Source organism: Leuconostoc fallax KCTC 3537, from assembly GCF_000165675.1.
GTDB lineage: Bacteria > Bacillota > Bacilli > Lactobacillales > Lactobacillaceae > Leuconostoc_B > Leuconostoc_B fallax.
This window is the reverse complement of record NZ_AEIZ01000025.1, coordinates 15,927-29,684: the sequence shown is the minus strand read 5'-3', so window position 1 is coordinate 29,684 and position 13,758 is coordinate 15,927. Positions and strand designations below refer to the sequence as shown.

At 34.1% G+C, this 13,758-nt stretch carries 15 protein-coding genes and 3 pseudogenes; 6 read left to right on the top strand and 12 right to left on the bottom strand.

The genetic code is table 11. The features are described 5' to 3' along the window. Window positions 1-48 precede the first annotated feature (48 nt). Both LEUFL_RS0107220 and LEUFL_RS12025 read right to left on the bottom strand, forming a co-directional pair. Window positions 49-453: a helix-turn-helix transcriptional regulator gene (locus LEUFL_RS0107220; RefSeq protein ID WP_010008488.1), complete on the bottom strand. Its 405-nt coding sequence runs from the start codon at window positions 451-453 to the stop codon at window positions 49-51. Window positions 454-627: 174 nt separating this feature from the next. Further along, a pseudogene (locus LEUFL_RS12025) lies at window positions 628-1,231 on the bottom strand (nitroreductase family protein). 93 nt (window positions 1,232-1,324) lie between these two features. On the opposite strand from LEUFL_RS12025, the gene LEUFL_RS10380 reads away from it, so the two are divergent. Then, window positions 1,325-1,534, top strand: a complete 210-nt coding sequence (locus LEUFL_RS10380) for a winged helix-turn-helix transcriptional regulator (RefSeq protein WP_010008485.1) — start codon at window positions 1,325-1,327, stop codon at window positions 1,532-1,534. Further along, window positions 1,531-1,641, top strand: coding sequence for a winged helix-turn-helix transcriptional regulator (locus LEUFL_RS13585; protein ID WP_373419081.1), 111 nt, complete (start codon window positions 1,531-1,533; stop codon window positions 1,639-1,641). Before LEUFL_RS10380 ends, LEUFL_RS13585 begins: the two co-directional genes overlap by 4 nt. A 292-nt stretch (window positions 1,642-1,933) precedes the next feature. Here LEUFL_RS13585 and LEUFL_RS12020 read toward each other — a convergent pair. Next, window positions 1,934-3,289, bottom strand: a pseudogene (locus LEUFL_RS12020) (MFS transporter). A gap of 109 nt (window positions 3,290-3,398) precedes the next feature. On the opposite strand from LEUFL_RS12020, the gene LEUFL_RS0107195 reads away from it, so the two are divergent. Next, window positions 3,399-4,496, top strand: a complete 1,098-nt coding sequence (locus LEUFL_RS0107195) for an ArsR/SmtB family transcription factor (RefSeq protein ID WP_010008483.1) — start codon at window positions 3,399-3,401, stop codon at window positions 4,494-4,496. A gap of 64 nt (window positions 4,497-4,560) precedes the next feature. Here the strand turns inward: LEUFL_RS0107195 and LEUFL_RS0107190 are convergent, their stop codons facing one another. Continuing rightward, window positions 4,561-4,926: a carboxymuconolactone decarboxylase family protein gene (locus LEUFL_RS0107190; RefSeq protein ID WP_010008482.1), complete on the bottom strand. Its 366-nt coding sequence runs from the start codon at window positions 4,924-4,926 to the stop codon at window positions 4,561-4,563. A 96-nt stretch (window positions 4,927-5,022) separates the two neighbouring features. Here LEUFL_RS0107190 and LEUFL_RS0107185 point away from each other — a divergent pair, with 96 nt between their 5' ends. Continuing rightward, window positions 5,023-5,391, top strand: coding sequence for a MerR family transcriptional regulator (locus tag LEUFL_RS0107185; protein WP_010008481.1), 369 nt, complete (start codon window positions 5,023-5,025; stop codon window positions 5,389-5,391). A 56-nt stretch (window positions 5,392-5,447) separates the two neighbouring features. Here LEUFL_RS0107185 and LEUFL_RS0107180 read toward each other — a convergent pair whose 3' ends face one another. Together LEUFL_RS0107180 and LEUFL_RS0107175 are read right to left on the bottom strand one after the other, a co-directional pair. Then, on the bottom strand, window positions 5,448-5,852 hold the full coding sequence (locus LEUFL_RS0107180) for a helix-turn-helix transcriptional regulator (RefSeq protein WP_010008480.1): 405 nt from the start codon (window positions 5,850-5,852) through the stop codon (window positions 5,448-5,450). 221 nt (window positions 5,853-6,073) lie between these two features. Continuing rightward, on the bottom strand, window positions 6,074-6,634 hold the full coding sequence (locus LEUFL_RS0107175) for an LOG family protein (protein ID WP_308736786.1): 561 nt from the start codon (window positions 6,632-6,634) through the stop codon (window positions 6,074-6,076). A gap of 80 nt (window positions 6,635-6,714) precedes the next feature. On the opposite strand from LEUFL_RS0107175, the gene LEUFL_RS0107170 reads away from it, so the two are divergent. Next, window positions 6,715-7,035 carry a MazG nucleotide pyrophosphohydrolase domain-containing protein gene (locus LEUFL_RS0107170; RefSeq protein ID WP_010008478.1) on the top strand — a complete coding sequence of 107 codons (321 nt, stop codon included), beginning with the start codon at window positions 6,715-6,717 and terminating at the stop codon, window positions 7,033-7,035. Window positions 7,036-7,315: 280 nt separating this feature from the next. Here the strand turns inward: LEUFL_RS0107170 and LEUFL_RS0107165 are convergent, their stop codons facing one another. Together LEUFL_RS0107165 and LEUFL_RS0107160 are read right to left on the bottom strand one after the other, a co-directional pair. Then, on the bottom strand, window positions 7,316-9,016 hold the full coding sequence (locus tag LEUFL_RS0107165; RefSeq protein ID WP_029508707.1) for an FAD-dependent oxidoreductase: 1,701 nt from the start codon (window positions 9,014-9,016) through the stop codon (window positions 7,316-7,318). A gap of 150 nt (window positions 9,017-9,166) precedes the next feature. Beyond that, window positions 9,167-9,925, bottom strand: coding sequence for a helix-turn-helix domain-containing protein (locus tag LEUFL_RS0107160; protein WP_237697927.1), 759 nt, complete (start codon window positions 9,923-9,925; stop codon window positions 9,167-9,169). A gap of 250 nt (window positions 9,926-10,175) precedes the next feature. Between LEUFL_RS0107160 and LEUFL_RS13580 the strand changes: the two genes are divergently transcribed. Further along, window positions 10,176-10,670 (top strand): DUF3278 domain-containing protein, encoded by a 495-nt coding sequence (locus LEUFL_RS13580; RefSeq protein ID WP_081458740.1) that lies wholly within the window; start codon window positions 10,176-10,178, stop codon window positions 10,668-10,670. A gap of 96 nt (window positions 10,671-10,766) precedes the next feature. Here LEUFL_RS13580 and LEUFL_RS13260 read toward each other — a convergent pair whose 3' ends face one another. The 4 genes and pseudogenes from LEUFL_RS13260 to LEUFL_RS0107140 form a co-directional block, all read right to left on the bottom strand. Next, window positions 10,767-11,360, bottom strand: a complete 594-nt coding sequence (locus tag LEUFL_RS13260; protein ID WP_237697926.1) for an MFS transporter — start codon at window positions 11,358-11,360, stop codon at window positions 10,767-10,769. 28 nt (window positions 11,361-11,388) lie between these two features. Further along, window positions 11,389-11,994: an MFS transporter gene (locus LEUFL_RS13255; protein ID WP_237697925.1), complete on the bottom strand. Its 606-nt coding sequence runs from the start codon at window positions 11,992-11,994 to the stop codon at window positions 11,389-11,391. Beyond that, window positions 11,991-12,765 (bottom strand): annotated as a pseudogene (locus LEUFL_RS12010) (amino acid ABC transporter ATP-binding protein). The gene LEUFL_RS13255 and the pseudogene LEUFL_RS12010 overlap by 4 nt, the downstream one beginning before the upstream one ends. A 9-nt stretch (window positions 12,766-12,774) precedes the next feature. Beyond that, window positions 12,775-13,746 (bottom strand): NAD(P)-dependent oxidoreductase, encoded by a 972-nt coding sequence (locus tag LEUFL_RS0107140; protein ID WP_010008474.1) that lies wholly within the window; start codon window positions 13,744-13,746, stop codon window positions 12,775-12,777. Window positions 13,747-13,758: the final 12 nt, after the last annotated feature.

Sequence of the window (13,758 nt, the reverse complement as noted above, 5' to 3'; positions counted from 1 at the left end):
ACATATAAAATAAAATGAACAGGCCAGATTTTCAGTATACGAGCATCATTAATTTCTAGAGAACCACCATATCATACCTGCCAAAGCACATAGAATCCAATAATAACGTGCTAAAAATTCCCAACCATTATTAATTGGTTTGTATTGCCATTCGCGCCATTGATGTTTTTGGTGCCAATCTTTATCGGTATCATCCTCTTCAAAAAGCTGATTTACCTTATCTTTAGTTTTACTCGTGTTCTTATTAATTTCTTGACCAAATAACAATTCCTCAACTGGTGTATTAAAGTACTCTGCTATCAATTGTATTTTCCCAAGATCTGGGGTCACCTCACCTAGTTCCCACTTTGAAATAGTTTGTCTCGTAACAAATAATTTGCTGGCCAATTCTTCTTGCGATATTCCTGCCTCTTTCCTCAAAGATAATAGATTTTTTGAAAATATAATTTTCATAGCTTTTACTCCCGATTGATTAATAAGCCTAATATACCCAAAAAACTAAAGCAAAACCAGCAAAAGTTAACTAACAAGAGCGCACTTTTAATTTACAATACGCTATTTTAAAGCGCAAACGTCGTATTCGTAATACCAGGCTAAACAACTACCTCAGGATAATGTATCTGATATTTAATCAATTATCGTAGTGAATTGTTCAGCAGATTCGCGCACATGACGGTATCCAACTTTATCAGCCTTGCCAACTGGTAAAAGTAAAATGGGTACCCATTCTTGAGGTAAATGTAAATAGTACATAATATTATCGAATTGAACACCTCTCATCGGAACCGAATCATATCCGAATGCTCTGATGACGTGCATTAAATTCATACTAAATAAACCAACATCTAAGCGTAAGCCTGCCGTTTCTTTGTCTTCTGGATGTAATGAAAAATAGGCTTTTATTCTATTGGTTTTCTCTTTTATCTGAGATATTATGCTTCAATTGATTAGCAATTAAGTAATCAGTATTATAATGACTTTTATCTCCTAAAATTAAAATAATCATTGAAGCCTGTGTGACCTGCTCTTGATTATAGGAAAATTTCTGCAACATCTTCATTACCGATTTATTTTTAATCACAATAACTTTCCAAGGTTGAGCGTTATTTCCAGATGGTGCGTTGGCTGCATGATTTAATATGTTGAATATCTCTTCATTACTAATTGTCACTTGTTGCTTGAAATGACGTACTGATTTACGCGCATCTAAATAATTTAAAAAATCCACTATCTATTTACCTCTATTTAATATGATTAACTTAGTATAAAAATAAATAGTAATATAAAATAGTACGCACAATTTTGTAACTAGGGAAGGTAAAAAATGCAATCTACAAATAACTGGTCTTGTGGTATCACAAAAATTATTGATACATTCTCTGGGAAATGGCAATTAAATATTTTATGGACAATTCATAAAAATGAAGGTATTGGTTTCAATAAATTAAGAAAGAATATAGATGGTATTAGTAATATTTCGCTTGTACGTTCTCTCAATATATTATTAAAAGATAAATACATTTCTAAAAAATAATTGGAGATGTCCCACCATTTCAATCTGAATATCACTTAACAAACAAGGCAAAAAGTTTATTACCCTTATTACTATCTTTAAACGATTGGGGCAAGCACTCATTATAAAAAGCGTCCAATATGGGCGCTTTTTTAAATATCAGAAAAAATAAATATTATATTTAACGTTCAACACTATACTTCTGACTAAATATACTGACTATAAAAATAGCATTATTCAATTACATTTAAACCTGCTCTACTAATGAATTGTATCTACATGTTGCTTTTGTATAAACCAAATAATCGATGCAGAAATAAAAATCCCCAAGAAACTTAATAATCCAATTACGATAATTAAAGCAACCAATCTATTATTATTTTTCACAAAATAATTTTCTCTTTTAAATCTAGTACATACTCATAGGGTAAATGTTTTGTGATAGGAAATACTTAATAAAATAACTATAGTTACCAAAATCAACGCAATACTCCAATTTATTTTAATGCTCATATCTAATGTGTTCGCAAAACGACTCATAATTGTTGAGCCAATTGCTGTACCACTCGCAATAGCAATATTTTGAATCATACGCTGTAAAGAGCCAATACTAGCTTGATCACTTTTATGACCTATCTGCATTATTATGGCAATGTTTGCGGGTTGAAAATAACCACCACCGACACCGTAAATAAATAATAAGATAGTTAGCCACACAGCCGGCCATTGTGGATTAAAACACAATAATCCTACAAGGGATAGCGCAATAATTATTAATCCCAATAAGCTAAAACGTTTATTTTGACTACCATCATTGATTTTTCCTGAAATTTTTGAAAAAATAACTAATCCAACGGGTGCACCTAAAATCAGTACACCTGTTAATCCAGAATCAAATCCCATTAATTTTCCAAAAATAAACGGTGGCAACAAAAAATCATCGCGGATGAAAAACCAAATATAATGGTTTGACTCAGATAAAGCCAGCTACCTGAGCTGTCCTTCAACAATTTAAAATTAATCAATGGATTTGATTGTTTCGACTCAAAAACATAAAAGTATAATCCTAATATCAGACCAATAATGATCATTAATATACTAAATATAAAATTGTGCTGATTACTCAACATAGATAGTCCAGACAATAGAAAAATCACCATTAGCATATTCATTAGACTACCTATCAAATCAAAAGATACAGTCGTTAAATGTTCAGTAACATTTTTATCAAAATGTAATTACAAATCAATCCTATAGCAGCAAAAGGAACATTGATCCAAAATATCAATCGCCAAAGATTAACAGACAGGAAAACCCACCAATCGAAGGACCTAATACAGGTCCTAGACCAATCATAATTCCTAAAATACCCAATGCATTTGTAATGTACTTTCGATCCATGAGTGTTGTGATTAAAGCTGCAGACGTTGCTTGTAATGCTGCAGCACCAATACCTTGACATATCCTAAAGAGAATTAAAGACAGAATATCACTAGATATACCACATAAAATAGATCCCACACCAAATATCAATAAACCAATGAATGATACTTTTAGTTTGCCATACCGATCACTTAAGTATCCAAATGGTAAGATAAAAATTGCTAAGCTCATCGTATAACCAATCACGCTTAATGCAATCCAACTAGTCGATGTATGAAACTTATTTTGAAGAAATGGCAAGGCCACATTAATAATTCCCATATCTAAAGTTGACAGTAACATCCCCATACCAGCAATAATAATAATCAAACGATTTTTATTTCTATCCGTCATTGCTATGTCCTTCCACATTTCAATTCCCAGTGGTTTAATGATAGAATGATTCAAAGTATCAATCAAACGATTTCAGTATTTTGAAATTGAAAAGAAAGTAATCTACTTCATGGCAATTAAAATAAAATTCAATGACTATGCTCTACAAACTAATGAGACATTGACCCAAAAAATACAATTTGTTTACTCACCTTTAAACGAATTATTTCGTAGTTTACATATTTTGTTAAACCCACGTCATCATGGCATGCATATTAGCTGGGCATTAGATGTCCAACAACGTCTACCTCATCACTTTTTTGATGACTTACAGTATTTCTCGTTATTTTATGAATTAGGCGTGCCACCTATTTTATTTAATAATTTTGAGCGATTTTCATCTAATTTAGATGAAGAGATTGAACAACTTAAATCTTATCTTTTAGAAACAAACGCACAAAATATACTATTTAGTTTAAAAAAGGTTATCACGAATCGCGATAATCAATTCATCCCGACTCTCGCAAAAAATTTAGAATGGCAAGGATTTAGTCCATCCTCTTCCAACGATTTACTGACTGATTTAAATAATAACCCGCAACGCGTATATACCCATCTATTAAATTTTATTAATGATTACCGCGAACTTGTTTTTGATAGCATGTGGCAATCTAAGCATTTAGAACAATTTTTATTAACCGAAATCAAACAACAATCATTGTATTTAGCACAATATGGCTTTGTTAAGCTCATTAATCATTTAGAAATTGATCGTATATATTGGCAGCAGGAAAATCTAATCATTATCAAGCCTTTTGAAGAAACGATTAACTTATCAAATCAAGATACAATTTTATTAATACCAAGCTATTTTATTTGGCCGCACCTATTTGTTGATGAATTTCAACATGGCATTACTCTAAATTATGACGCATTAAATAGACAACGAGATAAAATAGACGCACAATATTTGACGCATGTTTTCAATGCTTTAAGCGATATTGTTAGACTCAAAATTATGAAATATCTATCTGATCAGCCTAGTACGACGCAAGCTTTAGGTCAAGTTTTGATGATGAGTGAGTCTACCGTTTCACATCATTTGAAATTACTAAAAGCAGCTGGATTGGTCATAACACAAAAGAAAGGTAAATTTGTGTTATATCACCCTTCTACTATTGTTAATGATCTTATACCGGATTTTTATCAACTTTTAAAGAATAATTAATGATAGGAAATAAAAGTACCGTCAAATCAGAAGCATAATTTCACGGTACTTTTTAGATGTATATTTATTTTTTACTAAATATTTCTTTTGCAACTGAAATCGCATTTAATACTCTAGGAAACCCAACATAGGGTAAACAATGAATAAACGTTTCAACTATTTCATCCCGCTTCAATCCCACATTCAGAGCACCTTGAATATGGATACGAAGCTGACCAGTTGTGTCTCCTTGCGTTAATAATGTAGTAATTGTAATCATTTCTCTTTGTTGCATAGTTAAAATACTTCTTGATTCTGCCTCATCAAAAGCCAACAGTGTCTTTTGATTTAAGATGGGCGCAATATCCGATAAACTATCGGACACCAACTGACTTGCTTCTTTCCCAATTACCGCTTCACGTATTTTTAATCCGTGTTCATATTTATCCAAAATATTTTCTCCTTTTAATGTGATAAAGTTACTGTAAACTATCAAGTAGACTTGATAGCAAGTAATATTTACATCTCTGAATGAAGAAAGTATAAAATGACTAAAATATATAGGATATCGGACATTTCTCGATTAACAAATCTCTCTATACCAACCTTACGTTATTATGAAGATTTAGAACTTTTAAAACCAAAACGTGACTTAAATAACTATCGAATGTTTACCGAAAAAGACTTAACTTGGATTACCTTTATTAAACGCGCAAAAGCAACTGGCATGTCTTTGTCAAACATTATTAAATACTCTAAGCTACGGGAAAAAGGTGACAAAACAATCATAGATAGAATAGATCTCCTACAGCACCAAGAAAATATATTGAAAGATGAACAAAAAATAATACAGGAACACATTGATTTTTTACAGAATAAAAAACAGTATTATAATCGTTTACTAAATGAACACTAAAAAATAATTTCTCACTATCTCTATCTATGACATCTTGATTCATATGTTCAACACTATCAAAATATTTCTAATAGTTTCCCTGTAAAGAACACCTTCAACTCAATAAATAACATGAACACTGTTGAAATCAAAAATCCCATCATCAAAATATGGTGTGCTAAAAACCAATACCCAATATAAATGATAATCGACACCAAAAAGAGCATCACTAGCAAATGATATTTTCTTGCTTTACTATCAATAATCAGCTTATTTTCTAATTTTAAATCTGTCTTAATCAGCTCATCAATGCTGACATTCAACGCTTCAGATAAGGCTAAAATATTTTCGATATTAGGATAATTGGTACCCGCTTCCCATTTCAAAACAGATTGCCTTGAGACATTTATTTTTTGAGCAAGTTGATCTTGGGTCAAATGATTTTCAATACGTAGCTGCTTAATTTTGTTTGAAATGTGCATCGTTTTATCTCCAGTTCTTATTGCCCCATCTGTATATACCGCATCAACTATCATCAGTTTATCACGTTGTGCAAAATACTTGTTATGTCAATCGTTACACTTAGTCAAACAAATATAAAAAATCAAATCAAAAAGAATACTGGATTTTATTCCAATATTCTTTCCGGTTAAAAACGGATAAATAACAGTGAATGATATATCCTTTACAATATTACATGCAATTATTTCTTATATTCGCGGATTTTTGGCGGATTATATGTCTCAATAAAAGTCATAATATCTGATAAATTGTTTAGAAAGCCTAATTTGTTAAAGTCGATTTCAGTTAAAAATCCTTTCTTGGTCATTTCCGTAAACATATGCTTAAGAGGATCATAATATCTATCAACATTATATAAAATGCATGGATTATCGTTATCCCCGAGTCTTGCCCATGAGAATGCTTCAATAATCTCTTCAAGAGTCCCTGGACCACCAGGAAGAGCTATACATGCGTCCGATCTATCAAGCATATATTGCTTTCTGACTGACATGTTCGGAACAATTTCTAAACTTGTCAAATGTGAATGTGCAGCGCCACGATCATAAAGATTTTGTGGCATAATACCGTGTGCTTTTCCTCCGTTATCTAATACTGTTTGAGTAAGAAGACCCATTAGCCCAACACCACCGCCACCGTAAATTAGCTCAAAATTATTATTTACAAGCCATTTTCCGAGTTCAATAGTTGCATCTTCGTATTTGTTATCATTGCCAGTAGAAGCACCACAATAAACAGCAATTTTTTCATAAGAAATCCTTTTTTGTTATAGTTAGTATAAAGTATTAGTTATAGGTATATCATAATATGGAGGATAAATAAATGGAAATTAGCCAACATAAAACGTGGATTACTGATTTTTATCAGAAACGTGGATGGTTACAACTATCATCATCAAGACGTTTAAACTTTTTGGTAGAAGAGGTGGGTGAATTATCTCAGGCAATTAGAAAGTATGAAATTGGGCGAGATCATCCAGGTGATGAAGTAACAACTACTCAGCAGGATCACGATCACATCATCGAAGAATTAGCAGATGTCTTAGACGAAGTATTAATTCTATGCGAAAAATATAACATAGATATGGATGAATTGACTAAACATAGTGAAACTAAATTAGTCAACCGTTTTGTGACAGACTAGTGTTATAATACCCAAATATATGGCTCAATAAATACACTATGTATGGCTAAACAATAATTAGACTTTAAAATCCCCTGAATTCTATGCTGAAAAATTAAAAGTCAGATGATTGAATCAATATATTTAAAAAGCATCTATGTCAAGCAAGCATTGAATCATTTTATAATATTTACACAAAAAACTATCGGAAGGATAGTTTTTTCTTTTATTATTTACGTATATATTTGACAGAAAGTAATACCAGAAGTTTCGCGGTTATTTTTATGACCTGTAATAAAATTTATAAATTAAATGTATAGTTTGTTACGATTGGCGTTCGGTTTTCAGTCACGTCACGGAAATATTCATACTCACACAGAGCACTAAATGAGCCAGAAATATTATAAACATTTGTATAGCCTAGGTTAACCAATGCTCGGGTAATATTGTAACTATCCTTTCCCGTTACACAATGCAAATAGACAGGTCGATCCTTTGGCACTTGGTCAAGATGGCTTCTAAATTCTGCCATAGATATATTAATGGCATTCACAATGTGCCCTTTGGCAAATTGACGACGACCACGGATATCAATAATATAAGCTTCTTTCTCAACTAAATCTCTTACTTGCGTGACGGATACCTGCTGATATTCACCATTTAAAATATTCGTCGCGACTAAACCAGCCATGTTAACAGCATTTTTAGTTGTACTGAATTCTGGCTGATAGCATAATTCTAACGCCTGCAAATCCTCAACATAACCATTATACTGTATAGCTGTTGCTATAATATCGATTTGCTTATCAACAGCACTTCTTCCCACTGCTTGGGCACCTAAAATTTTACCGTCTGGATAGCCAAAAATCAGTTTCAAATATAGTGGTCTTGCTTGCGGCATAATCGCCACTTTATCTTTAGGAATGACTAAGACACTGCGATAATCTATCTGTTCTTTCTGACATTGTTTCTCAGTGAGACCTGTCGACGCAACATTTAAATCAAAAATAGGAATACATTGTGAACCAATCACACCACGATTACGGATTTGACGACCATAAATACGATCAACAGCACCTCGTGCCTGCATTTGTGCAGGATAGGCTAAAGATAAGTTATATGGTTTTTGTGTTATTGCATGTTTCAATTCTATCGCATCCCCAACAGCATAGATATTTGGAAGATTGGTTTGATAGTTTTGGTTCACTTGAATTGCACCAGTGACCCCTAGTGTAATCCCTGTTTGCACAGCTAATTTAGTATCCGGCTTAACCCCCGCCGCAAGAATCACGGCATCAGCAGAAATCATTTTACCTGATGCGAGTAAGACTCGTTTATCCATTACTTCAACTGGCGCGTCATTAATCACAATATCAATATTATGATCTATCATTTCTTTTTGGATAATTTGCGCAATATCATCATCTACGGTATCCAATAAGTGATGGTGACGCTTGATAATGGTGACATGATAACCTTGTTTGTTCAAATTTTCAGCTGCTTCAATACCAATGAAACCACCGCCAATCACTGCAACATGTTTGGCATTCTTCTCAATCAAATCATCATGAATTTTAATGACATCTGGAACGTTTCGTAAAGTATAGACATTATCTTGTTGAAGGCCTTTAATGGTTTTTGGATATACAGGAGAAGCACCTGGAGACAAGAAAAGATAGTCATAATCATCGATCGTTATTTCTCCGGTCAATACGTTCTTAACCGTGACTTTTTTATCCTGTGCTGATATTTCAGTTACTTCATGATTCACAATAGCATCAATATTGTACTCATTTTTGAACTTTTCAGGTGTCATTAAAACTAATCGATTAGGATTCGCAATGGTCTCTGATAAATGATACGGTAGTGCACAATTGGAAAAAGAAACATGCGGTCCCCGTTCATACATTGTAATCTGCGCACTTTCGTCTAATCTTCTGGCTCTGGTTGCAACTGAAGCACCACCAGCTGATCCGCCTATAATCACTATTTTAACCATCATAATTCTCCTACTTATTCACAATGATACTTACTATTAGTACATTAAACATCTTCTCTATCTATCATAAACTAAAAGTAGCAATCATGGCGGTTATAATTGGCAAAATAGTCATGACGTTTTCATGTATTTTTTCCTGACTGAATTATTTATTCAAACCCCACCGTTTGAAAATGGATTGATAGAATTACGTGGCCCCATATTTTTACGATCATATTTCATATATTCATTCTTATCACCTATTGTATCCTGATATATTGCCGGTATTTGTTTCTTGGTAATTAACTTTGCACGTTTTACGTATGAACCTTTATGCAATACAATAGCATAATTGTAGCCTTTCGGAATCGTCCCAACTTGAAATTTTAACCACTCCCCCGTGCCAAAAATATTAGTCACCACATAGGCATCCACTGGCTGTGGTAGCATCATCTGGCGCCGATGCGTTGTCTTCTTACCGTTTTTATCAATAATTGTTTCTGTTCCCATCACTTTTTTGGTTGGAGCAGCTTCTGGTAACAAAGCGTAACCATAACTTTCTTCCAAAAACGGATTATAACGATCAATCATATCATTCTGAGTCGCTCTGCCATACGTTAATATAGCAATGAATATCATGAAAATACCAATACCCAATCCAAGCCACTTTAATATTTTCTGGTATCGTTTTCCCTTTTTCAATTCCTGTATAATATTATTCACCATATCTGTTCCCTCTTCTTTCAATGCACTATCCAACGAAAAATCCAGGTAATCACTCAACATAACCAGCATATCTAAACTAGGATAAGTGTCATCATTTTCCCAATGTGAAATAGTCTGTCGCGTGACATGCAAATCAGTTGCCATCTGTGCCTGCGTTTTGTTTAACTGTATTCTTTTTTGTTTTAATTTTTGACCAAGTTTCATCATGCCTCCCAAAAAATAAATGCAACACATGAATAAGTATAGGAGATCGTACTAAAAAGTCGAGCAAGTAATCTTTGACATGTTGATACAGCAAGCTTTCAGCGTGTTGATTTTTTATCATGGGCGTAATATAAGCTCAAATTCATGACTGAATATGGCTATGCTTATGCCATCATACTATGATAGAATAGTCATATATAAATGACACATCAATATCCATAGGGGCTCAATTAATGCGGGATAAAGAAAGTATATTAACAAAAATGATAAAAAAGCTTATGATATTTCTGGCCCTTTAGACGAATATAAGCGTAGTGAAATCAATCGAATCGGTAACAATGCCTTTATGATGCTATGGATCTATTCATCATTCGCCAGCTTTTGTACCCTATTGGTCATATCACTGACTAACATTGACGCATACGATATATTATTGGGCTTACTACTATCTAACCTGATTTTCAGCATTGATATTATTGGCGGTTATGTGATATATGCTACGCGAAAAGCTAAATTATCCGAAATCGATGTCACTGTCGATAATTATCCAAAACAGAAACGCCTGTTAAAAAAGAAAAGTGCGTTACAAGGTATTTATTGGGGAATGAGCATGTTTCTCATCATGGGCGTCATATCTCCAAATTTCAGTTCATTATTTTCATGGATCTCATTTTTTATTTGGCTAAGTAGTGGTGCACTTTTTGGCCTTATCATGTATTGGTATCACGCTAGTAATTTAAAAAATTGAAGCAATGTGATGATTAACTGCATATTGTCCTGCCACTAACCAATTAATAGCAAAATTAAAAAGCCACATATAATGTGGCTTTTTAATTTTTATTGGTTACTCACTCAGCAATCGACGATGCCACCAGACAAGACCTAATGTTGTGACGACAACAAGTGCTGTACAGATATACATCCCCTGAAAGCCAAAGAAACTCACGACAATTCCCCATACCAAAGCTCCTAACCCATACGCAACATCCATACCTGACGAAAAAATAGCAGTTGCACGACCGCGCTCTGCTAATGTCACTTTTCGTAAAACGACGGCATTCATTAATGGCATTAACAAGGCAAGGCCAAAGCCATTCAGCGCACCTGCCAATAACAAGAGCATCACACTTTCCCCAAATGCAATACTCAGATACGCCATTGCCACCATGATAATTCCAGCAACAATAAGAACAAATGATTTGAAATAAAAATAAAGTTTAGCGAAATAGACACGTGCTAATGCACCAACAATCGCTTGCACAGTGAAGCTTAACCCCACGATAGTTGGTGACAACTGTTTTTGTTCACCAAACTGAATCAAGAAAGCTGCCACGGCTGCATTAGCAAAACAAACAATAAAAATTAATAAACTCGGTACCCACACACTAGGCATGCGAATCAGGTCTTTAAACCCAGTCGTCAATTGTGTTGTTGGCAAAATTTTAGAATCTTTATGATAAGTATCTTTAACAAAAAAGTGTGAGTAAAAAAGCTACGCTGACGAGTGAAAGACTAAAGTAAAAAAGTGCCTGGAAGCCCCAATTTTCGATAATCAATAGACCAATTGCTGGCCCAATGGCGGCAGGCAATGTTTGTGAAATACTAAAATATCCTAGGCCAATTGATAATTTTTTCTGGGGTAATTTGTCTGCTACCAAGGTCGCTACAGCAGTAGATTGCGTCCCATTGCCGATACCCTGAATTGCTCGAAGCGCAATTAAGCTCATCAGTGTGCTCATAAAAATCAACGTTGAAAAATCAATCATTAAAATTACCAAACCAATCAAAATAAGCTGTTTACGCCCATATCGATCAATCCATTTGCCAACTGGAATCCGTGCACCCAACGCTGCTAATCCCCAAATACCAACTACCAGTCCAGACATCGCTGCGTTACCACCTAAACGGGTGACATATAAAGGTAATGTACCAATCTGAGTTGTCACAGCCGTCATGACCAAAAAATTAATCATCATTAATAAGATAATATCTTTAGACAATACATGTGGTTCATCAATTTCTTGATTCACATCACTGATTTTATAAATGGATAATCGTTCATGTGGCATCATATGTTTACCAATTCAGTGTCATCAAAGCTTTTTCCAGATAAACGTGCCAAAAACTTTTGGGTCCGTTCATCTTGTGGTGCATTAAAAATTGCTTGTGGTGTCCCTTCTTCAACAACAACGCCACCTTCCATGTATAAGACACGATCAGCGACTTCGTAAGCGAATTGCATTTCATGCGTGACAACAATCATCGTATGGCCTTCTTTTGCTAATTCTTTCATAGCAGATAGCACTTCTCCCACAAGTTCAGGGTCTAAGGCACTAGTAGGTTCATCGAATAACAGTAATTCAGGTTGCATTGCCATGGCCCGCGCGATACCCACACGCTGTTGTTGCCCACCAGATAATTGTGCAGGATAATAATTAGCTCGATCAGACAACCCAACCCTCGCCAACATTGCTTTCCCAATTTCAGTTGCGACAGCATTGTCTTTCTTTTTAACACGAACAAGTCCTTCAATGACATTCTGTAATACGCTCATATTATTAAAAAAGTGCATGCCCTTGAAATACCATCGCCGTTTTCAAAATGAGATCTCGTGTATTGCGACGATCATTATTAGTAAAGTCTTTCGTAACATTATCAATAGTAATCTGCCCGCTATCCGCCTTTTCCAATGTATTTAAGCATCTTAGAAAAGTTGTTTTACCAGAACCAGAAGGTCCTAAAATAACGATCACTTCTCCTTTATGCAAACTAAGATTAATCCCCTTCAAAATTTCTTTTTGATAAAAAGATTTGTGTACATCTTTGATTTCAATAAAGCTCATACCAGCCTCCTAGTTGAAAACACTATTTTCTGATTCACCATTCAAAATAACATCACGCGCATTGTCCAAAGCCATCGTTGTAATATCGCGGACAGCTGCTGTTGTGAAATAAGCAATGTGGGGTGTGATAAATACATTATCAAATTGCATTAATGCTTGATAATATGGATTATTTTTTAATTCAAAAATATCTTCTTTTTCTAAAGCATCGAGTGCAATGCCACTAAATTTTCCTTGTTGCAAATGCTCTATCAACGCTGGTGTATCAATAATACTACCACGCGCCGTATTAACTAAAAAAGCGTCATCCTTCATTAACTTTAGATGATCAAAATCAAATAGATGATGTGTCTGGTCATTCAATGGCACATGAATACTGATAACATCACTCATCATTAATAGTCTATCAAAGTCAACATTTTCAATACCCAGTTGCTCAAGTTCTGGCTTAACAGTTCGTGAATGAATTAAAACACGAGCGCCCATAAACTTTAGCGTTTTAGCAACAAGACCACCTAATCTCCCAGAACCATATATACCAATGGTAACGTCCGTTAACTCCTTACCAACAAATGCCTTCCTGTCCGCATGTTTTTGATGATCAAGATAGATTGGAATGTGACGCAATAGCATCAGTATCGACATAACGGTAAAATGAGCAACTGATTCGGGTGAATAATTTGGCACATTTGTAATCGTCAAATGATATTTCTTAGCAAAATTAAGATTGATATTATCATATCCTGTTGATTTTACCGAAATTTGTCGTATCCCATTTTGTGCCAATTGTGCATATAAATGTTCATCTGTTAAAAATGCTGATCCAGGATAAAATACAACACCATCGTAATCACGTGTTAAAGCAATATTATTGTCATCAATGCGTTCTGCTAATGTCTTAACCTCAACATCATTATCTTGCGCCCACTGATCAATATATGTCTTTTCAACATCCGAAACATTATAAAAAATAATTTTCATGCCCATTTTCCT